The sequence below is a fragment of the Ruegeria sp. SCSIO 43209 genome, assembly GCF_019904295.1.
Lineage (GTDB): Bacteria > Pseudomonadota > Alphaproteobacteria > Rhodobacterales > Rhodobacteraceae > Ruegeria.
On sequence record NZ_CP065362.1, the window covers coordinates 83581 to 106154 of the forward strand.

14 protein-coding genes are annotated in these 22574 nt (G+C 54.5%); 8 read left to right on the forward strand and 6 right to left on the reverse strand.

Annotated features, from left to right (window positions below; all coding sequences use genetic code 11):
- The first annotated feature begins 13 nt into the window (after positions 1–13).
- The 5 genes from I5192_RS19905 to I5192_RS19925 all read left to right on the forward strand — a co-directional run bounded on the left by I5192_RS19905 (position 14) and on the right by I5192_RS19925 (position 10828).
- The gene (locus I5192_RS19905; RefSeq protein WP_223118587.1) at positions 14–1345 is read left to right on the forward strand and encodes an HlyD family type I secretion periplasmic adaptor subunit; all 1332 of its coding nucleotides are present in this window, start codon (positions 14–16) and stop codon (positions 1343–1345) included.
- Positions 1346–1668: 323 nt separating this feature from the next.
- Complete coding sequence (locus I5192_RS19910) at positions 1669–2331, forward strand: hypothetical protein (protein ID WP_223118588.1); 663 nt, start codon at positions 1669–1671, stop codon at positions 2329–2331.
- Between the two features lie 308 nt (positions 2332–2639).
- Positions 2640–5534 (forward strand): calcium-binding protein, encoded by a 2895-nt coding sequence (locus I5192_RS19915; protein ID WP_223118589.1) that lies wholly within the window; start codon positions 2640–2642, stop codon positions 5532–5534.
- A gap of 353 nt (positions 5535–5887) precedes the next feature.
- Positions 5888–8482, forward strand: a complete 2595-nt coding sequence (locus I5192_RS19920; protein ID WP_223118590.1) for a hypothetical protein — start codon at positions 5888–5890, stop codon at positions 8480–8482.
- Between the two features lie 432 nt (positions 8483–8914).
- Positions 8915–10828 carry a heparinase II/III family protein gene (locus tag I5192_RS19925; protein ID WP_223118591.1) on the forward strand — a complete coding sequence of 638 codons (1914 nt, stop codon included), beginning with the start codon at positions 8915–8917 and terminating at the stop codon, positions 10826–10828.
- Positions 10829–11032: 204 nt separating this feature from the next.
- Here the strand turns inward: I5192_RS19925 and I5192_RS19930 are convergent, their stop codons facing one another.
- From I5192_RS19930 to I5192_RS19955, 6 genes are all read right to left on the reverse strand, one after another.
- On the reverse strand, positions 11033–11950 hold the full coding sequence (locus I5192_RS19930; protein ID WP_223118592.1) for a hypothetical protein: 918 nt from the start codon (positions 11948–11950) through the stop codon (positions 11033–11035).
- 4 nt (positions 11951–11954) lie between these two features.
- Complete coding sequence (locus I5192_RS19935) at positions 11955–12788, reverse strand: bifunctional 2-polyprenyl-6-hydroxyphenol methylase/3-demethylubiquinol 3-O-methyltransferase UbiG (RefSeq protein WP_223118593.1); 834 nt, start codon at positions 12786–12788, stop codon at positions 11955–11957.
- Between the two features lie 13 nt (positions 12789–12801).
- Positions 12802–13986 carry a glycosyltransferase gene (locus I5192_RS19940; RefSeq protein WP_223118594.1) on the reverse strand — a complete coding sequence of 395 codons (1185 nt, stop codon included), beginning with the start codon at positions 13984–13986 and terminating at the stop codon, positions 12802–12804.
- Complete coding sequence (locus tag I5192_RS19945; protein ID WP_223118595.1) at positions 13983–15659, reverse strand: hypothetical protein; 1677 nt, start codon at positions 15657–15659, stop codon at positions 13983–13985. Before I5192_RS19945 ends, I5192_RS19940 begins: the two co-directional genes overlap by 4 nt.
- Positions 15652–16638 carry a glycosyltransferase family 2 protein gene (locus I5192_RS19950; RefSeq protein WP_370644474.1) on the reverse strand — a complete coding sequence of 329 codons (987 nt, stop codon included), beginning with the start codon at positions 16636–16638 and terminating at the stop codon, positions 15652–15654. Before I5192_RS19950 ends, I5192_RS19945 begins: the two co-directional genes overlap by 8 nt.
- A 281-nt stretch (positions 16639–16919) precedes the next feature.
- Positions 16920–17861: a LysR family transcriptional regulator gene (locus I5192_RS19955; protein WP_255612243.1), complete on the reverse strand. Its 942-nt coding sequence runs from the start codon at positions 17859–17861 to the stop codon at positions 16920–16922.
- A 148-nt stretch (positions 17862–18009) separates the two neighbouring features.
- Here I5192_RS19955 and I5192_RS19960 point away from each other — a divergent pair, with 148 nt between their 5' ends.
- The 3 genes from I5192_RS19960 (at position 18010) to I5192_RS19970 (ending at position 22554) form a co-directional block, all read left to right on the forward strand.
- Complete coding sequence (locus tag I5192_RS19960; protein WP_223118597.1) at positions 18010–19017, forward strand: TAXI family TRAP transporter solute-binding subunit; 1008 nt, start codon at positions 18010–18012, stop codon at positions 19015–19017.
- Between the two features lie 80 nt (positions 19018–19097).
- Complete coding sequence (locus tag I5192_RS19965) at positions 19098–21311, forward strand: TRAP transporter fused permease subunit (RefSeq protein WP_223118598.1); 2214 nt, start codon at positions 19098–19100, stop codon at positions 21309–21311.
- A gap of 4 nt (positions 21312–21315) precedes the next feature.
- Positions 21316–22554 (forward strand): FAD-binding oxidoreductase, encoded by a 1239-nt coding sequence (locus I5192_RS19970; protein ID WP_223118599.1) that lies wholly within the window; start codon positions 21316–21318, stop codon positions 22552–22554.
- The last annotated feature ends 20 nt before the right edge of the window (positions 22555–22574 follow it).

Here is a 22574-nt window from a genome sequence, read left to right on the forward strand (position 1 = left end):
AATGGAGGAAGTCATGAATACCAACAAGAATTCCAACACGAAGACCGAAGGGTTTAGGGATCGTTCTGCCCGATCCATCGGCTTTGGTCTGGTCGCAATTGCAGCGCTCGCCATAGGATTCGGTGGTTGGGCGATGAAAGCCCCGATGTCCGGGGCGGTCGTGACGGCTGGTAGTGTGGTGGTCTCGTCCGACCTCAGAGCTGTGCAACATCCCGACGGAGGTATTGTCGGCGCCATTCACGTCAAAAACGGAGATAGGGTTCAGGCTGGCGATGTTGTTCTGACACTTGATGATCAGCTGTTGTCAGGCAGCCAAGCCTTGGTCGATGACAGGCTTGTGGCGCTTGAAGCGCAGTTGGTTCGTCTCACGGCCGAGCGCGATGGTCTGGACGATCTCGTACTGTCCGAGGAGCTTGCGTCCCGGAAAGACGAAGACAAAGTTGACCGCGCACTCGCAACGCAGCGCGCGGTGATGGAAGCACGTCGTCTGTCGCAGGATGGTGAGGTCGCGGCCTTGGAAGAGAAAATCGAACAGGCAGAGCAGGAAATTGTGGGCCTGGAGGCGCAGCGCGAAGCTTCCGAAGAAGAGATCAAACTGATCGACAGCGAATTGGAGGGTCTGACGCAGCTCTTTGAAAAGGGTTTAGTGCCAGGCACCCGGGTGACGACTTTGCAGCGTCAAAGAAGCAGTCTTGTCGGTAATAGTGGCGGCCTGACCTCTCGGATCGCAGTCGCCCGTGGTCGTATCAGCGAGACGCGTATCCATATCCTGCAACTGGAAAAGACTTTCCGCGAGCAGGTGATGAACGAGATCTCCTCGCTGGAGGTCGAACTGGATGGCTTGAAAGAACGTCGGAGCGCGGCCGCGTTGCAGCTGGCGCGGGTTGACCTTCGGGCTCCGGCGGATGGCATCGTGCACGAGTTGGGTGTGCATACAATCGGCGGCGTGGTGTCTCCGGGCGAAACGCTGATGCAGATCGTGCCCGAGGATGACGGGTTGGTGGTGACCGCTAGTGTCATGCCACAGGACATCAACAATGTCGCCTTGGGCCAGGCTGCGAGCGTGATGATCGGGGCGTTCGATCAACATGTTGCCCCTCGGTTGGATGGGCACGTTGAGTTTGTCTCGGCTGATTTGAAAACAGATCAGATGACTGGCTTACCCTACTACGAGGCGCGGGTTGCACTAAGCGAGGAGGCTATCGGACTTTTGTCTGACCGCCAGTTGAGCCTGCTGCCGGGTATGCCGGCTGACGTCTTCATCGAAACCGGCGAACGTACCCTGTTCCAGTACCTTCTTGATCCTCTCAGTAAACAAATCCGGACCACGTTCCGGGAGGTCTGATCGACCGCATGATGTGAGCTGCCCAATAGGAAGAAACAGCTAAAACCAGCGCCAGAAATGGCGCTGGTTTTTTCGATCCTGAAGGCGAGGAGGGGCGAAGGTGGTACCTGAGCGGGTGCTGGTCCACATCTTGGAAGCGCGTCCTGTCTGAAAAGAGATGATGCCCGGCTTAAGAGCCTATTTTTGTCATACTTTGTAACAATTTAGCCCCCTTTTTTGCGTTGTAATGAAGGGGCCGGATAACCACCTTTTTGTTATACCCGAGGAGGAAGTTTCTAAGATTTTTTGGGTGCTAAACAAAGTGTGTAACAAGGAGAAATACAATGAAACATGTAACCGCTACGAGCTTCGAGAAAGCCAACGACGATGTCATCGCCGTGCCCCCAATTCAGCCTTTTCCAAAGTGCGGAACCGAGGTGCCAAATGATGGTGAAGACCTGGTGGCTGTAAATCCGTTGCCGATTGATCCGCTGGTTGCCGATCCCATCGAAGATCTGGTTGCCGTGAACCCGCTGCCTTTTGGTGCGGTTCCTGCCGGTGAAGGTGACGACGTCACCGCAGTTTCCCCGATCATGCCTGACCCCCGGTGTGGTACCGAGGTTCCGCAGGATGGTGAAGACCTGATCGCAGTAGCCCCGCTTCCTTATGGTGCGGTTCCTGCTGGTGAAGGTGACGATGTGACCGCAGTTTCCCCGATCATGCCTGATCCACGTTGCGGCACCGAAGTGCCTCAGGACGGTGAAGATCTGGTTGCAGTGAACCCGCTGCCCTTTGATCCGATCGTTCTGGATCAGGGTGATGACGTCATCGCTGTACCCCCGATCCTGCCGCTGCCCAAATGCGGCACCGAAGTACCGGAGAATGAGTATGACCTGACGGAAATGGCGCCTCCGCCGCTGTGCGAAATCGTACCGACTGCAGGCGGCGAAGACATCTGCGGAACCCCCGTTCCGACCGACAGCTTCTTTGTCGATATGGTTGCCTAAGTGGGGCGAAAACTCAGCGATCATCTATCGCTGCACAACCAAAATCCGGGCGTCTTAGTTCCTGTTGAAACGGACGCCCGGGCAAACAGAGGGAAAACTAAACTCACCGGCTGGGGCCTGAAACAGGCGCCAGCCGGATTGCTGGTTTTCTCAGGCCGTGGATTCCATTTTTGTCATACTTTGTAACAACTTAACTGGCTTTCGCCTGTTGAGATCAACAGCCTGAAAAACCACATCTTTCCTATGATCTGTGATGCGTATGGGCCCGAACCTCGGGTGTCGACCATCCAGGAAACAGGAGGAAAGACATGAAACATGTTAGCAAATCAAAATTCCAGCCCAACTCAGCGAGCACGCTCAACATATCGGTTGGTCTTGGTGAAACGGATGACGATCCTATCGTGATCCCGCCGGTTAGTCTGCTGTCGGAAGAAAGCAGCGAATTGCAGGACTACGTCTGGGAAGATTCAGCCTCGGACGACGAGACTGTGGCCAGCAACAAACCTGATATTCCCGTCTGGACCGGTGGTAAATCACCTGGCGATGGCCACAGCGGTTGGTGGGATAAATATGGGACCCATCTGCATGACACCAGCGGCACCTATGTCGGCCGCGATGTCAAAGCCCGTGGTGAATACAATATGGCCGATGGTGAGGTGAGCTTTGAAAACCTGATGCACCGTCTCTCAAGTGGGCAAAGCAAGGGGACATATCTTTACACCCGTATCGAAGGGAATGACGGGGATAACGTCATCCACGGTTGGAACCCCGAAAACTGGGATAACTATGATGGCGGCACCTCGATCAAGAATTACTATTCCAACTATCATCATCGGGACAATATCTCGGGCGGTGACGGAGATGACATCATCATCGCCTACCGTGGGAACGACCAGTTGTTCGGTGATGGCGGTAATGATGTCATCTATGGTGGCGGTGGCCACGATTACATCGATGGAGGTGAAGGTGATGATCAGCTGTTCGGCGAATCCGGCAACGACAAGATCATTGGCGGCGGAGGCAAGAACATCCTTGTTGGCGGCGAGGGCGATGACATCCTGATTGCCGGGAATGAAGGCGACAAACTGTACGGTGGTACTGGTAACGACCTTCTTGTCGGCGGTGACGGTGATGATGTCCTGTTTACCGGGCATATCGACGAAACCTCTGCCGACACGCTTTACGGTGGAAAAGGGGCCGACACGTTCGTTATTGGCTCTGTGCCTGAACCAACAACTCATGATCCCAACCATAACCAATCGAATGGTCTGGGCGAAGAGTGGCTGGAAGAGGCAGGTAATCTGGCACTCGCCAAGATGCTGCCGGGCGCGAAGCTGTTCATCAACCTTGCCAGAGGCCTGATCGACGGGATCAAGAACATGTTCAAGACAGAGGAGCAGGTTGTCGAAACCGTCAACCCGCCGAAGGTGTCTCTGGTCGAGATCCTCGACTTCAACCCGCTTGAAGACAAGATCATTGTACCAGTCAACGTGGAGGGGCCAGTAACGCTGGACCTGCAGTCATCGATCGTTGATGGCGCGGCATTCGATCTGGTCGCGCTTGATCCGGCCGACAACAAGTTCAAGGTGATTACAACCTTCTATTGGGATGAGGCGTCGAACATCTTTCCGGGCGCAACAAGTATCTCGCAGCAGAACACAGATGCATTCATTCAACGGTTGAAAGAAACCGCTCTGATCACGGGGCCGGATGGTGCGCATTATGGCTTGGGCCAAAAGATCGACCTTGGCCTGAGCAGTGAAGACCTTGCAGGTCTTGGAACCAGCAAGTTCGTCACATTCGGGGCGTTCGGCGGTGTTTCGATGGTCGGCTTTCACGACGAGGATCGTCAGTTGGGAACAAACCACAACGACGTTCTGCAAGCCTATACGTCCGAGCGCGATACCCACGGCGGAAACGAGGCCGAAATCCGTAATGACGGCAATGATGTACTCTACGGCTTTGGCGGTGACGATATCATGGCTGGCGGTGGCGGCTTTAATAAGCTGTATGGTGGAGAAGGCAATGACACGGCCTGGTATGGTGACAGCCTGAGCGGCATCTATGTCGACATGAACAACAAGGCGGAAGATGCCAGCGGTGAGTATTACTGGGCCTGGCATGGCAACAGCGCCAATCCGTTCGATCTCAATGACGAGATTCGCGACAAGGAAGGCTATGATCTGCTCTGGAGCGTCGAGAACATCTATGGCAGCGACCATGATGATGTGATCATCGGCGACGACGGCGATAACGTCTTCACCTCGGGTGATGGTAAAGACGTGCTGACCGGTAACGGAGGAGCTGACACCTTCATTCTGAACGGCGGCGAGAACACGATCACCGATTTCGATGCCAATGAAGGCGACCGTATCGAGATTGACCTCGACGCCTACGGGATGACCGGCTGGTTCGATCTGGATCACCGCATCGAAAACGGCCAGATCGTGCTGTTCAACAAGCTGACAGACGAGATCATCGTGCGCTATGACGATGACGGGAACGGATTTGACCCGTCATACATCGACCTGCGCAGCTTGGTTGGCAACGATGAAGAAGGCTATCAGGTTGTCTACGAACCGCCCTTTGGTGCAAACACGCTGGAGTGGTTCGAGAAGTATGGCAACCGGATTGATGCCGAGATCGGCGAAGAGCTCGTTACCGTAGATGGCACCGATAGTTGGGACTACATGATCGGCGACACCGGCAGTGGTGGATTGACCCTGAATGGTGGTGCTGGTGATGACTACATTGTTGGCGGTGCGCTCAATCAGTTCGCTACTCTGAACGGCGGCGACGGCAATGACACCATCTTGATCCGCAAAGGCGCGATGATCACCAATGCAAATGGTGGAGACGGCGACGACGTCATCATCCTTGATGCGGACCAGTCTTCAGAAGCCGGGTTTGCCAATATGTTCGGTGGCGAAGGTAGCGATACTTTTGTCATCACCGGCCCGGGCAGCCAGTATGGTGGTCAGGTGATCCGGGATTTTGAGGCTGACGACTCGATTGTTATCGATCTGGAAGGGTTCGGGATCTCGTCTCTGGATCAACTTCAGATCGAATGGCGTTCCAGCACTCACTGGGTCACGGCAAATGGCCAAAAGGTGATCAGCGTACAGGGTGTTGATGAGCATTTCGATGTCATGCAGCACATCAGCGAGCTGACGGCTCAGCAATCACAGGATTGGGGTCTCTGATCATCGCCTGATTACCAAAAAAGCTTCAGCCGGTCTGGATCGGCTGAGGCTTTCTTAACAGTTCGATCTGGCAATAATGCAAAGTTAATTATTGCGACATTCCAAATTTGGCGAAGACTCGCGCAACTGCACCGATCTTTTGCTCAAACCCCGCTATAACCCACTGACGTACAGCGTTTTTTAGCGCATCAAAAGGTTGGCCTAGGCCCGCATCCGCTCAGATTAATTCGTTAATGAACTCTTAACGTGTCCTGAACTTCTGACTTGTTACGCAAGTTGGGCCTGAATTCATCGGGCTAGTAAAGCCGAAATACTTGGGCTGAAACAACGACAAGATGGGAGTCTGTTTCAAGATGAGTAATGGAACATATGAAGAATTTCGCGACGCTTTGCGTGCATTTGAATCTGGTTGGGATCGAGATCGATACGACGCAGGAATCATTCAGGATTGGCAGCTGAACCAATGGGCGGGAGGGGCCGTTGCCGACTTCTATCCAAGCTATTCCAGCTGGTCTGATCTAAGCAGTGATGAATGGGACGCGATGTCCTATCGCTCGATGAACTCGCTTGGTTTTGTTGGATATCAGTTCGGCGAGGCGCTGTTAATTGACCTCGGGTATTACACCGATGATGTCTATTATGGGAATGGCGCGGCTTCGAACACCTGGGATGGCACATGGACCGGTAAGAACGGGGTGAATTCGCTGGCAGAGTTCACAACCGCCGAAGCGCAGGAGCGCGCGATTCAAGAAGCTTTTGGCTACAATCTTCAAGTCATCGAAACCGGGCTGGGCTATCAGGGAGAGAGCCTGTCCGACTATCTCGGCACGACACGCACTTATCTGGAAAATGGCCAGGCCGTCTCTGTCACGCTCAGTCTTACTGGCATAATGGCCGCCGCGCACCTGCGGGGGGCATGGGGTACGTTGGCTCTGCTTCAGGGTGGAAGTGTATCCACCGATGAATACGGTACTTCGATCCTGCGGTATGTCTCGCAATTCGGCGGTTATGACGCGCCGAGTATCGAAGACGCTATCAAGGTATACACCGACGGTGTCTTGCCCACGGATACAAATGGCGGCACCGATAACGGGAATACGTCGCCGCCCGTTGTCCCACCGGTTATACATCCGGAACCCACGGAACCGACCGGCAACGGGACTGCTGACACCACAGAAGATACTGCGGATGTGGTGATTAACTGGGCTTGGGGCACGAATGCAACGATCCCGGATTTCGACCCTACGACAGATACGATCTTCATCGCATGGGTCGGTGCCGACGCGTTGGAGGTTGCCGAGGTTGATGGCGCGGTTGTGTTCTCGATCCCGTCCAATAACCAGGCCACGACCCTCAGCGGTGTGACACTTGCTGAGCTGAGCCCGGCAAACTTCGCTATTCTGGACAATACCGCCGCAGCTGAAGTGCTTGGGCTGATAGGCACTGATGGTTCAATGCCGACCAGCGGTGGCGATGGTGGCGGAGATGGTGGTGGCGGTGGCCATAGCCACCAACATATGCACGTCATGCTGGGCCTTGCCAGCGAGGCACAGACGGTCGAAGGCTTCCTGCCCGCGATGGGAGATGTCATTGAAATCGGACCGGACATTGGGGCTGATAACTTCTCGATTTTCGAAGAGAGTGGGGACGCTCTGGGGCAGACCGTTAGAATTGAGCTGACCTCGGGCAATGTAACCAAGCAGATCGTATTCACTGGCTTTGGCCTGTCCGATCTTTCGCTCAGCAATTTCTCTATCACGGATCAGACGGTGTTGAACGAAGTGTCCACAGCTTTGGGGCAAGTTATCGTCTCGCCGGGAGACGGAGAGGGCTATGACCTCAGTTATGATGCAGACGGGTCAAACCCGCCCGCGATCACCGGCAATACAGACACGGGCGGGGTGAAATACCGGGCCGATAGCAACGCTGACGACATAACCGGATTCCGCCCCGGTGTGGACGAGTTGGACTTTGGCGGTACGTCGGTTCACGGCATGATCGTCACCAAATCCAAGGCCGGCGAGATTGTTATCGACAGCCCATGGTCGGACGCGGCGCAAATCGTGCAAGGTGTCACCTTCCAGGACGTGACCATCGACAGCTTTGGTGTGGTCGGCAACGAACACCTCCGTCAGGATATGGGCGGCGTTCTTAGTTGGGAGCAGGGCGTAGGACCTCGCGATGCTGACACAGTCTATGTTCGTAGCCACGAATATGGCGTGCACGAAGTTATTGACGGCTTTGATCCTTCAACGATGAAGATCAGCTTCCTGTATTTCGGAACCCGCGAGCGGCTTAGCGTCGAGGACAGTAGCGATGGTCTGGTGATCTCATCCTTGCCGACCGGACAAAGCATCACGCTGACCGGCGTGACCAAGGCTGACCTGATCCCGGGTCTGGTCGAATTCCATTTTGATCAGGTGATGGAAGACAATCTCGAGGTACCATTTGGCTTTGACCAGAACGATGTGACGTTGGTTGCTCGCACCATACTGCTGACCCCACAGGCTCCTGTCGGGGCGACGACAGACGGTTATCAGACACGGGTCGGAGATCTGACAGGGGGATCGACCCAACCAGATATCGGTAGTGGAACCAACGAACCCGGTAACAGCCAAACCCCAGGAGTTGTGACCTTCGGCGCTGAAGTGGATGTGGCAGAGCTTACCTGGAACTGGGGGGTAAAGACCCAGATTATCGGTTTTAATGCCGATGAAGATATCATCGATTTCAACGCTTTGAGCGAAAGCGATGTGTCGGTCACCGAAATTGATGGCGATCTTATCTTTGAAGTTATCGGAAATGGCGGCCATACCGTTACACTTCAGGATGTTCAGGCCGAGGATCTGGATCTTGGCAACCTGACGGCTGATGACTGGAACAGTGTTGCCGAAGCAGAAAGCGCCCTGACAGACCAACTTGAAGCGCTCGGCATGTCCATCGCCTGAGGCACTCCAATAAGTGGTTCCCGGTCTGCGCTAGGCCGGGAACGAAAACAAACACATGAAAATCGATGGGCACTGGCCTCGTTTCCGGTTCGGTTCCGTGATCAAGCCATGCGACCATAATATTAATGCTCGGATCGCTTGCGCTAGGTTCTCGTGGCTGGCTTTCTTATTGTTTGTCCTTCCGGCTCTACTTAAACACTACTCCAATAGGCTGCCGGACGGGGCGTTTAGCATATCAATTTGCTAAGCCGAACTAATCGGATGTCTTTGACAGAATTTGGCCACCGCTGCAGAGTCGGGTTGCAGGTGTTTCCAATGCGGAAGAAGTCCATGATCGCGACCGTTAGAAGTGTGAATCCGATTAAAGCCTTCTTTTTGTTCGTTTTGTCCTTCGCTTGTTTTTGCGCTACGAGCGCTTTGTCCCAAAACTCAGTGCCGCAAGTCGTTCTAACGGATGAGATCGTCCAGCGCATAGAAACACAGCGCGCAGCCGATCAGGTGTTCGCGGCTGAGTATCAGGCATTGATTGAGAGTGCAGAAGCGCATTTGCAGTCGCCTACTATTGTTGAGGCAGTTCGGAATGGAGATGGTCAGCTTCACGAAGCTTTTCGTGGATTTGGACAACGTCCGGTCGAACGCCTCACCACACTGGCTTTGGCTTGGCGATTGACCGGTGACAGTCGCTATGCCGATCGCGCCAGAACCGAACTCTTGCAATTTTCGGAACTGGAGACATGGCAGCCCGCACACTTTCTGGGATTAAGCCGTGTCACATTGGCGGTGTCGCTCGGATACAGTTGGATTAGTGACAATCTGGACGAAGAGGATCATCAAATCATTCGATCGGCACTTGTTGAGAAGGGGCTGAAAGAAGTCGCAAAAATCTACGATCTGGATACGCTCTATTATGACAAGGGTTGGGTCGCCCCCCAACACTGGGTGAACCCAGTGTCTGTTCCCGCGTCGCTTCCTGATGGGACGGCTACTGCGGATATCGCCTGGCCCGTTGCTTCCTTCAACTGGAACATCGTTTGCAATGCAGGAATGATCGTCGCCGCTCTGGTTGTGTCAGAAACAGAACCGGAACTGGCTGATCATATTATTGAGCAAGCGCAGGTTTCACTTAGAAATGGGTTGGCAATGTTCGCTCCGGATGGTGCATGGCCAGAAGGACCGATGTACGGGGCTTTGTCCGCCCGGGACGCGGCGGTGGCGTTTGATGCGCTTGTTTCCGTCCTCGGGCATGATTTTGATCTCTCTAAAATGGTAGGTTTGGAGGAATTCGGGGAGTTCCTGATCCATGCGTCTGGACCAACTGGCATGCTGTTTAACTTTGGAGACAGCGATACAAGCACTGACCTTGTTGTGTTGACCTGGTTGGCGTCGCGGTTCAATCGCCCGGGCTACGACATTAAAATGAATAGCAAAATGCGGTCTTCCCATCCAGCATTCGAGCTGATCTGGCAGCAGCGACGCAATAGTGAACCAATCACTGCCCGATCAACATCCTATTGGTCTGGAGGGCTTGGGATCGTAACCATGCGGTCTGGTTGGAATGACCCTACGGCCAGCTATATCGGCCTCAAGGCTGGGCCGCTTAGCAGCCATCACAATGACCTTGATGCGGGCACCTTTGTGCTTGAAGCCGACGGTGTACGTTGGGGGGTGGATCTTGGGCTCGGAAATTACCAATTGCCCGGCTACTTTACTGACAAACGTTTTGACTATTATCGAACGGCCACGATCGGGCAGAATACACTGACCTTTGACATGGCAAATCAAATCGAAACGGGGCGGGCCTATGTTGAGGAGTTGGCGCAGTTTCCAGGTTTCGATTTTGCAATCGCCGATCTTTCAGACGCCTATGGAAAGCCCAAGGGAACGGTCAGACGAGGCATAGCTCTTCTCGATGGAACGACAGTGTTGGTTCAGGACGAAATTAGCCCTGATCAACGGGGGCGGGCGGCGTGGGCAATGCATACCGAAGCGCAGGTAACAGTTGATGGCTCCAAGGCCACGTTGCGTCAGGATGGGAAAGAACTAACCGCGCGCATACTGTCGCCGCCAAACGCCACCTTCTCTCAACTTTCAGCCAATCCTTGCGAAACGGCATTCAATTCTGAATGTGCGATGCAGAATCCGAATTCAAGTGTTGCACGGCTCATGATCCAACTTGATCTTGATGAAAGCGACAAGCGTGAAACCATTGTCGTTACTTTTGAACCTGACGCACAGGCCGCAAACAAGCGGGTCATCCCGTTAGGTGAGTGGCGACTGAACGCGACCCTCTCGAACGATGTTGAAAAAAAGCACATTGATCGGTTGCCTGCTGAAAACTCACGATAGGTTTGGGTCAAACTTGAACGACCTCAACCCTGGCTTTAGGCGATGCTGGGTGCGCTCAAGGAATGTAGTACGCACCAGAAGTCGCACTATGTTTGGAAACGAATTGAAGACGGCACCCTAGCGCCTGAGACAGCGCATGGCGACCTTCAGATACGATAGACTCCGCTGCAAATTGTCTGGCTGACCCGATCCAAATTTTTAAACCTATACAGCTTCGTGCTCACCACTGCTTAGATATCGGCGCAGGGTTACGCCAAGCCCAAACACAGCTACATCCCCCAGAACCGAGATCGCGCGATGCGCGATCGCAGCGCTTAGACCGACTCCTTGATCAGTGAAAAGGCCAAGTCCGAGAGCAATAATTCCATCTCGAATACCGATACCACCGGGTGCGCCTGGCATCAGGAAACCGATAACCCAGGCTGTTGAAAAGATTGCGATGCATTGCAATATACCGGCACCACCCTGAGGGTAGATCGCCCGTGCGACACACCAAAGTGACAAACCCAGCATCAAAAAGTTGAAGCTATGCAGAAACAACAGGATCAGGCATTTTGAAGATGTAAGTTTCGGTTTTCCCGCTTTGCGCCAAATCACAATCTGGCCAATCATGATGCAGGCCAGAATTCCGAGGAAGATGATTGTCATCTGTCCATCGAGCCAGGATCCTGGAAGGTCTGCAATTACTGCGGCGACAAGATCGGGCATGGTCAGGAGCACAATTCCGACGACCAGAGCACCGCTGGCGAGCAGAAAACCGATCTCGAGCAACAGAGATGACGCAATAATTGCGGATGGCACTCCATCACTCCGTGCGAGGGCGAAACGTCCCAAAAGGTGGGCAACATTGCCGGGGATGTATTTCCCGATCTGCGATACCATTAACTGACTTTCAGCGCGTGTGCGCGTTAGGGCAACGTCATAGATGTTTAGCGTCACCCCCCAAGCCACAGCACCTACGAGCTGCGACAGCACATAAAGGGTAAACCCACCTAGCAGTGCATAACGGGCGCGGCCTGACCCGAGGTCGAGCACTGCAATGTCTCCTGCGTGTCGAACCAGAATGATTCCGATGAAGATCAGGGCAGCAGCGGTGCCGATATAGCGCAGGGCGGTAGCCATGTGTTTACGTTTTGCGCGCCACTACAAGAAAACCATTTCCAAATTCGGTGTTAAGGAACGGGCGTTGTAGCTGGAAAAAAAGCCGCATGACCGTGACTGCGGGTATGGAAGAAAACACAGGCCAGAAGCGCCGCTCAATGGAACGATCGCTACCGCTCTCGTTGGTAAGGTCGTTCGCTGTTTTACCAGATTTGGCGTTGGTTTCTAATATCTGTCCATAGGCCCGAGCACGCCAATACTCCATAATATTGGCCAAAGGAAAACCGTAGCACTCAACAGTTTCGACGGTGAAGCCGGCGTCCTGAACCGAATGTACTAAAAGTTCTTTACTGTAGCGTCGAACATGCCCTGCCCAAACGTCGGCCGCATTCCAGCGGGATGGGTGCGCAGGCGTCGACAAGATCATTGTTCCACCGGGTTTCAGATAAGTTTGCCATTCTCTCATGGCCTCAATATCTTGCTCCAAGTGCTCAATCACTTCAAATGACATGATCAGGTCGAAGGAGTTTTCCCAATCCGGGTCAAGCTCGGCCAAGAGTGTCATAGGGCTGGCTTGAGTGTTGAGCTTATCTGCCAGTTCAAGGGCTTGCTGCGAACGATCTACGCCATAAGCTTCAAAACCCTGTTCTGCCAGTTCTGACAATAGCGCAGCCGGTCCGCACCCGATGTCAAGCACTCTGCAAGGCTTCAGATTTTTGAGATGCCGCATAACCCGATCACGCCTTAGAAGATACCGCGGCGCGGGCACCCAATTGGATTGCGGCAGGGCCGGGCCAAAGTGCCTGTGATAGATGGCAGAAGCACTATGCTCTGCGGAATTAATGGCGGTATCAGTCATGTCGACCACAGTTTTATCCGGCTTGAGGTGCACAATGAAACAAGTATCCGCAAAGAGTCCGCGCGATCTCATGCGGCTGGGCCATTTTCAGTCTGTCTTCAGGCATTACCGGATAGCCCTCGTGCCTCAATTCAGCGATGGCATCCAGCAGCGCTTCGGGATTTGAATGAGGGATAAGCTTCACCCCGAGAGCTTCGGTGCCAAATGTTTCGATCATGGCAGGTGAGCTCCGGGTGATCACTGAACGCCCTGACAACAGCGCCTGATAAACCTTGTTCGGCACCACTGACGCAGCCTTGCCTGAGGCGCCAAAAATGCCGAGGCAGATGTCGGCATTTGAAATTGCCTCAGTCAGTTCCTCATAGGGAACCCACTTCTGCCAGGAGATATGCTTATGCTCCGCATCCACCAGAGCTGTCTCGAGCAATAGGCGCTCTTGCCCGGTGCCAATCAAGTGCCAATTGATATCGCGACCTCGATCCGAGGTAGCTGCCGTCAATATCGTTTTAAGCCCATGCAGCGGGATGAGCTGTCCGTAAAACAACACTCTAGTGGGACCGTCGTGGCGCGCAGGAGGAGGCAGACGCTGGAAGGATCCCGGCTCAGCTCCCACCGGCACTGCTCCAATCCTGGATTCAGGCAAATTGAAGATCCGTGCAATATGCTCGGCATGCGCCTTCGTATCGAGCAAGACATGATGCGCTGCCCGACAGGCCAGCCATTCAGTGACCCAAAGCATCCGGCCCGGCAGTGACTTGGCTCCAACCATACTTCGATCGTTAACGACAGTGTCGTAAAGCGAAAGGAACATGTCCCAGGTGATCTGCCGCCGACGTAGCAGGGCAAAGGGCCACAACACCAATGTATCGAGCGCGCCAAGATAGGGAACCATCACTGCGTCATGACGAGGCGCACGCAAATAATGCAGGATCAGAAGCGGATAGGCCAAGAGCGCGCTGAACAACACTCGGATCATCACAGCCATGTTCAATTGGCTTTTATCCGCGTGTTTGGGCCAAATCTCTGCGTGGATTTCAATTACTTCTACGCCGAGCTCTTGCAATCCAGTTCGGAGAATTCGAGTACGCGGTTTGCTAAGATCATATGTTCCCCAAAAAATCACCCGCTTGTTGCCGGGCTCAGATGGTATCGGAGTGGTGCTGACCACCGGAGGGGAAAGAGGCATATCGGTATTCATGGCGAAAGCATCCGGAAGCCGGTATAAACCTCTCGATCCAAGCTTTCTGGCGCGACCGGAGCCACACCAGTATCCCAGATCAGCCTGACAGCAACACCTTTCGGTCCGTTGATTGTTACTGCCTCTGCGCCAATGCTAAGAATGTCTCCAGATGCGACGGCATTTGTATCAATCTGTACTGGCTGGCTGGTTTCGACCCGATATCGTCCGGGGAACGGAAGTGCCAATTCAACCGGTTCGTCGGTCAGCGTCACTGATCCTCCGGCAAGCCAGATCGATCCCGAATAGTGCACATATGACTCGCGTAATATCTTGTGGTCCTCAGGCAGCAGCACAGGCTCGGCTCCATTGGCCGAACTTGGGTCCATCGTCAGCGTCAGAGCAGTTTTGTTGGCGATAAGTAGAGGCGGCTGTTGTTCTGCGATGATTTTGGCAAATACGGGCTGGCCCGCCGCCTGATAGCGTGCAATGCCCCAGCCTGACATGAAGAAACCAGGATTCGGGAAACTTGCGATCATGTGGCTGTCATCAATATAGGCGACCTGATCTGGGAACAGGCGATGAATTTCCGCAATAGTGGCGCGTTGGTTTCCTGCACGATCTTGCAGTGCTAGGGCTGCCTGGACAAAAAGCCCCGCAAGCATCACCATCACCAGCTGTGCTAAGCGTCGTGATGATCCAAGCCTCTGTGCTCCGATCGCGACGGCTGCCATCAGGAGTGGGGTAGCGAAGGGGTAAAAATAGACAAAGGCATTGCGATAGATCACCACCGAGAGGAGCGGTGCAGCAAAGAGCGCAATCAACAGAACCCGCCGAGCATTCCGACCGGCACACAGTCCGATCCCCACAAGAATGATCTGTGGGAGACTGAGCATAGCCCAACTCATGAATTCAGTTGATCGTGGGAATATGCCGCTTTTCAACAGCGTCGTATTCAGCGCGTCCTTTGCATTGTTTGCCGTCTGGTTGCCTTCGGCGACGCGGAGGCCAGACGCATGCCAGAGGTAGAATGACACGCAAATGCCAGCCGCCAATATACCCGTGATAATGATGCGCCGTACCGCTATTCGATCTTCGATCCTCCATATCAGCACGGCCAGAAATGCGGGCAGATAGAGTGCCGATTTGATCGTAACCAGTACGGCCAGAGCGCTCAGAAGCGCTGCCGCCAGTGTTTGCCAGACAGACAGGCGCGTGGTCAGCAAGATTGCAATCGAAGAAGTCAGTAATGCCGCAGCAATGGGATCGGCACGGAAACTGGCGCCATAGGCCAAAACGTAGCCCGAAGTCAGGAAACCCAGAGCAGCGATATCGGCAAATCGCTGTTCGGTAAAATACAGGGCGATACGGTGCACAGAAATTGTGGTCAGCCCGACGCATGCAACCATCACAAGCCGGGCTGCAAATATCTGTTCCATCTCATGACCCGGCAGCGCATCGAGCCATGTGAAACCATGCACGAAGAAGGTCTGCATTGGACGGTCCAATCGACCGTCGAGGAAGGCATGGACATGTGACAGGAAATAGAATTCGTCCCAATTCACATTGTGAGTATACGCCAGCACCAGCATAAACACGAAGACAACGACCATGCTCGCTCGTACCACTCGATCAAGAGTGATAGCCCCTACCAATCCGGCGTTTCGCTGATCGCCTAGCGCCGGATTATCCATTCTCTACCGCCCTGACCGGGTCGAGGGAAATTACTTCAGTAGGTCTAATCGGCGCGCGCAGCAACTCTCGGGCCCGGATGTCTTCCAGCAGACTACGGTTGGTGGCGATAAGATCGGCCAGGATACCAACGGCGAACAGTATCGTGGCCATTGCCAGCAGCACACCGGACAGAACCAGCGACTGAATATGCCCAGCCCCCCCGTCTGTCGCGTAATAATAGAGAAATCGCCCAACCCCGATTAAGCCAGGCAAGGCGAATACTGCCGAAAGCGTCAGGAAGAACTTCAATGGTGCATAGATCACAAAAACGCGCATAATAGTTCTTGCGGAGCGGGTGACATACTCTCCGATACCTCTGAACAGACGAGACGGGCGTGTTACCTTGTTGACCCGAACAGGCACCGAGGTCATCGGGATATGTTTGCGTCCGGCCTGAATGATGGTTTCCAGAGTGTAGGTATAAGTGTTGACAACACAGAGTCGGGCAGCGGCATCTCGGGAATAGGCGCGAAATCCGCTGGGCGCATCAGGGATTTCTGACTTGCTAGCCAGTCGCACGACCCAACTGCCCAGCCGTTGAAGGGTTTTCTTCAACGGCGAGAAGCCCTCGATCTCTCTGATCGGGCGAGCGCCGACCACGATTTGTGCCTTACGCTTCAGTATCGGATCAATCAGGGCCGGAATGTCGTCAGCGCAATACTGATTGTCTGCATCGGTGTTGACGATCACATCCGCGCCCAATGAAAGTGCATACTCGATGCCGGCACTGAACGCACGGGCGAGGCCGACATGGCTGCTCATTTCCAGAACGTGATCAGCTTTGGCGTTCCAGGCGACTTCAACGGTCCGATCGGTGGAGCCGTCGTCGATGACCAGTACTTCAACTTTACTGACGCCAGGAATCGATCGGGGAATTGCCGCGATCGCTTCGGCAAGGGTTTCCTCCTCGTTAAGCGCCGGTATTTGGACGACAAGCATCATGATCATGCCACATTGATAACTATTGAGTGCAATTACATTTTATTTTGGGACAAAATTGTGTCCAAAAGGGGTAATTGTTGAGCCATCTGAAACGGTTGAAACGCTCCTTTGAAACAATTCGTATGAATACTCGATGGTTGGTGCGTCATCGGTGTCGACCGAAAACTGCGTTACTCTAAATCCGTGAATTGCGACCAGCCGTCTTTCTTCTCAAATCAACTTGACGCTGTAAATCGCTTCGAGCGATCAAGAGATCAACTCATTGGGGCCGATCAGTTTTACTCACGCCCGGCCTGGAAAATCCATTCTGTGTGAGGATTCGCCTTCACGTCTTCCAACATTTTTAAGACCTCGGCTTTCCATCCAGCTTTGATCTTTAAAGCCAGTTGAGACGGCGGCCGGTGGTTGGGTTCAAGGATCGCGTATTCATATCTGAGCGGATTCTTGAATGGCAAAAAAGCGACCTTTCCGTCGGACAGGTTCAATTCTTGCTCGGTCACGACGGTCAGCGGATCAACGATGCTGCAACATTGCCCGGAGCTGACGAAGGGGATGAGGGGCTGAAAATACTGGCAGGTCACTGTCGGATTGTACTCAGCACCGACCTCCTCGAATTCCTGCCGGATTTTGCGCTGGAATGGGTGTGACGCATGCAAGCCGCCCATGGGCGTATCGTTCAGATCAGACAGTGTCAGGCTCTTACGCGAAGCAAGTGGGTGGGTGCGGTCAATGGCACAGAAGCAATCTGCTTTGATTAGTTCGGCAGAGTACTGCGGTTCTTTGCCCGCTGAATGTTCGAAATCAGCAAATCCGAAGTCGATGTTCTGGGTCCCTGCAAGCTCCATAATCTGAGGTGAACTGCGGGTGGAAAGAGTGATGCGAATATCGGGGTTTTCTCCGACCGACTGGCTGATGAAACGCGGGAACAAAAAGGCGGACGGGCCGGGCATCGTTGCGATGTTCAGGCTGCCTGCATGCCCTTTGATCAACCCTTCCATTGTGCTGGAGATGGTGGCGAGACGGTCCAGAATGCCTGTGGTTTCGGCCAGAAGGTAGTGCGCTTCAGGAACCGGAACCAGGCGTCTTCCCTTGCGTTCAAACAGGGTCAGTCCCAGCGTTTTTTCCAGGTTTTTCAACGCAAGGCTAATCGCCGGCTGAGTGCGATTCAGTTTCTTGGCAGTTTGCGAGATAGAGCCGGTCTCCATCACTTCGCGAAACACTGTGAGCTGCATAAGGTTCATGGTTTATGTATAAATAAAACCTTAGTTTTGTGAAGTATAAAAAATTTGCATTTATGCGAATCGTCTCTACGCTGAGAAGATCGAATTCGGGAAAACCGAATCCAGCGATCCAACAACGGAGATGATTATGAAATTCGTGAAATGTTTGACCGGACTGGCCTTGGCAGGCGCGCTTGCCGCCCCTGCGCTGGCGCAGGATCCAACATTCTTCCGCATCGGGACCGGTGGCGCAGGCGGAACCTACTTCCCCATCGGCGGCACCATCGCCAACGGAATTTCTGCCCCTCCGGGATCTCGCCCGTGCGAAGAAGGTGGCCAATGTGGCGTCCCGGGCCTGATCGCAATCGCGCAATCCACGACAGCGTCGGTGTTCAACAATGCCGCAGTGCAGAATGGTGAGCTTGAGGCCGGTCTGGCCGCAGCCGATGTGACCCGTTCAATGTATCTGGGCGAAGGCAAGTTCGAGGGTAAACCTCATCCTAACCTTCGCATCGTAGCAAATCTGTTCCCCGAGGACCTGCATCTCGTGCTGCCCGCCGGTCAGACGATCAACAACCTGGGTGATCTGGAAGGCAAGCGCGTCGGCATAGCACAGGCCGGATCGGGTACGCAGGTTGCTGTTCTGCAGATGCTCGACGCCTGGGGCGTGAACCGCGACAATATGGATGAAGCCGAACTGAACAACAGTCAAAGCGCCGAGCGTTTGGCTGACGGTCAGTTAGACGCCTATTTCTACGCTGCGGGCTGGCCAGTTGCTGCGATGGTACAACTGTCGTCGACCAAAGGCATGAACCTGCATTCGTTCAGCGATGAAGATCTGGCCAAGATCAATGAGATCATTCCGGCCTATATCCCTTCGGCCATTCCAGGTGGTGTCTATGAAGGCATAGACGCGGAAACCAAGACCCCTGCGGTCAGTGCTATGCTGGTTGTGTCCTCGGATCTGTCGGAAGATCTGGTCTATCAGCTGACCAAAGCCCTGTGGAACGACAACACCCGCAAGCTACTGGACAACGGCCATGCCAAGGGTAAGCAGATCACGCCCGATACCGCGCTGGATGGTGTAGAGGCGCTGGGTGTTCCGCTGCATCCGGGTGCCGAGAAGTTCTACAAAGAAGCCGGATTTCTTCAGTAAACGTAACAGACTGAACTGTATCGTCGGTGCCCCTATGTGGGGCACCGCACACTGGAACTATGCGAAATCGGGAGGCCATCATGTCCGAGACCCAGAAACTTGATGACCACGAATTGACGGCCGAGGAACTAGCGGCCATCGAGGAACAGTTCGATGAAGGTGCCGCCGTCCGGCAGGTGACGCCCACCGCTGGAAGAGTTCTACGTGTTGTGGCCCTGATTTTAGCGTTCTACGAATTCTTCACGGCCGGATTCGGCCTGCCCGCAGACCACTGGCACATGGGCATCTACCTCGCCCTGCTGTTCATTCTGGTCTACGCCACAATCCCGATTGTCGGGGCCAAAAGCCTTTATGCCCTTAAGGTCAGCCGGTTCCGCATCGGTAACATCCCGCTCTATGATCTGGTTTTCATGGCGCTTGGCATCGTTGCCGCGCTCTATGTTGGCGTAGCCTGGCGCGGCATTCCGTTCCTCGGGATCGAGGAACAGACGTTCCGGATGGGCAACCCCAACAACTATGATGTATTTCTGGGCGTCGTCATCATCCTTTTGGTGCTGGACATTGCGCGGCGCACGCTGGGCTGGGTGCTGCCCCTTATCATCTGTGTTTTCATCTCATACGCCCTGCTGGGGCCGTACTTCCCCGGACTGCTGCAGCATCCCGGCGTGAATTTCAAAACCTTCGTATCGTCGATGTATTTTCCGCAGGAAGGTATCTACGGCGTCACGCTCTGGGTGGTTTCGACTATCGTCTTTCACTTTGTTTTGTTCGGCGTCATCGCGCAACGCACCGGTCTGGGGCAGCTGTTCATCGACAACGCGACTATACTTGCGGGCCGTTATACTGGCGGTCCGGCAAAGGTATCAGTCGTGTCCTCAGCTTTCTTTGGCACGATCTCGGGCTCATCGGTGGCCAACACCGTATCGACCGGAGCATTGACTATCCCCAATATGAAGCGCCTCGGATACCCGGGCCATTTTGCGGGCGGGGTTGAGGCTGCGTCTTCGGCCGGCGGCCAGATTACTCCGCCGATCATGGGCGCTGCGGCCTTCATCATGGCCGAGTTCCTTGAGGTTCCGTACACCACCATTGTGATCGCAGCGATCTTCCCGGCAATTCTGCACTATGTCGGCGTCTTCGCTGTGGTGCACCTGATGGCACGCAAGCTGAACCTGAAGGGTCTGGCGAAAGAGCAACTGCCGCAACTCAAAGCCGTCTGGGCGGAAGGTTGGGCCAATATCGTGCCGCTGATCGGTCTGCTGGTGGTGCTGTTTACGGGCTACACGCCGTTCATGTCCGCTTTCTGCGGTATTTCTCTGGCGGTTATCGCGGGCATGTCGCGGATTAAGCAGCCACCAACGCTGATCTATGCCGCGGCTTTCCTGGCTTTTGTGCTTTGGAAATTCTCAGATGGCGGGTTCGACCTGACGATGACCGCAATCCTCTGTGGCCTGTCGGTTATTGCCACGCTGAATCCACAGAAACGGATTGAAGTGCCCGAGATGCTGCAGGCGGTCGAACTGGGCGTGAAGTACTCGCTGGCCGTTGGTGCCGCAGCGGCTGCGGTTGGCATCGTGGTCGGAGTGATCAACACCACTGGCATCGGCTTTCGCATTGGCTTCATGGTGACACAGGGCGCGGGCAATCTGGCGTCAGATATTTACAACATGATCTCGTTCGGCAGCTTCCAGCTGTTTGCCATGGAAGACCTGCAGCTATTCATCTCACTGGTCTTCATAGCCATCGTCTGTATCCTGATGGGCGCAGGTATCCCGACCACAGCGTTGTACATCATGCTGGTATCGGTCGCACAGCCTGCTTTGGCGCAGCTCGGCGTTCCTCCCATCGCCAGCCACCTGTTCGTGCTCTATTACGGCGTGGTGTCAGAAATCACACCCCCGGTCTGTACGTCGGCCTACGCGGCTGCTGCAATTGCCAACTCGAATCCGTTCCGCACTGGCCTGTCGGCATTCACTCTTGGATTGGGCAAGGTGATTGCGCCGATGGCTTTCGTATATGCGCCAGTTCTGCTGTTCGTATCCTCAACCGGCTTCAATTTCTGGGAGTTCACTTACACCGCCGCCAGCTGTATCGCCGGGGTCATCGCCCTGTCGGCTGCGGTTGTGGGCTACTGGCTGAAACCGATGAATGTTGCGGCGCGGATTCTGATGGCCCTTGCGGGGATTATCTTTGTCGCGCCCAGCCTGACGGCAGACCTGATCGCGCTGGCCGTTGCCTCGCCTGTCATCGTCACCCAATTGATCGCGCGCAACCGCAGTCAATCTCCGGCCTGAACTGATGACAGAACAAGTGACCATCATCGGCGCAGGAATCGTCGGCATCTGTTGCGCTTTGTCGCTGCAGGAACGGGGCATTCAGGTTCGGCTGATCGATCGAGGTGAGCCGGGTCAGGAAACCTCGTTCGGGAATGCTGGTGTGGTTTCGCCTTGGTCGATCATTCCGCAAGCAATGCCCGGTATCTGGAAAATGCTGCCCAAAATGTTGCTTGACCCAAAGAGCGCGCTGTCAGTCAGGCCCAGCTTCTGGCCCAAAATGATTCCTTGGGGGTTGCGATTTCTCGGAAACTCAGGAGAAAAAACTGTTCGCGAAGTCTCGGACGCGATGGAGGTTCTTTGTCGCCCCTCCGTCGATCTGTACCGGCGTCATTTACATGGTACCGGGCACGAGAACCTGATCACCGATAGCTATTACATCCACGCCTTTCGCCGACCAGAACAGGCTGATCTGGACGGGCTTGGATATCTTATCCGCCGAGAAAAAGGCGGTGATCTGGAACGCGTCGACGGTGACGAACTGCGCCGATTGGAGCCCGCTATGTCCGAAGCGTTCAAAGGTGCGATCGTGATCAAAGGGCAAGCGCGTGTAACCGCTCCGGGACGTGTGGGAGCGGTTTTGGCCGAAAAGGCGCAAGTGCAAGGTGCTGAGATTGTGCAAACCGAAGTCACCAAGCTTACCCCCGCAGAAGAGGGTGGTTGGCAGATTGCAACTGCGCAGGATACGCTAACCGCCAGCCATGTTGTTCTTGCGGCAGGCGTATGGTCTGCCGACCTGTTGAAACCATTGGGATTGCCTATGCCCCTCGTGGCCGAAAGGGGCTATCATGTCGAATTCCCAACCCCTGCGGTCGAACTGAACAACTCGGTCATGGATGTGGATGCAAAGGTGGTCGCAAGTTCGATGCTTGGGGGGCTTAGGGTCGCCGGTACGGCTGAATTCGGCAGCGCCGATGCACCCGCTGACCCACGGAAGAAGCAAATCCTGTCCCGACAGGCCAAGGCCATGATGCCCGAGCTTGATACAGATGAGGCGCGGTTTTGGATGGGTCGGCGCCCGTCATTCCCGGACAGCTTGCCGGCAATCGGGCATTTAAAGGACCAAGAGGGGCTCTATGCAGCGTTCGGGCATTCTCATTACGGGCTGATGATGGCCCCGAAAACCGGCGAGCTAGTGGCGGATATCGTCTTGGATCGCATCCCGAATATCGATCTAGCACCGTATACACCAACCCGGTTTTGAACGTTCAAATCAAAAAAGGA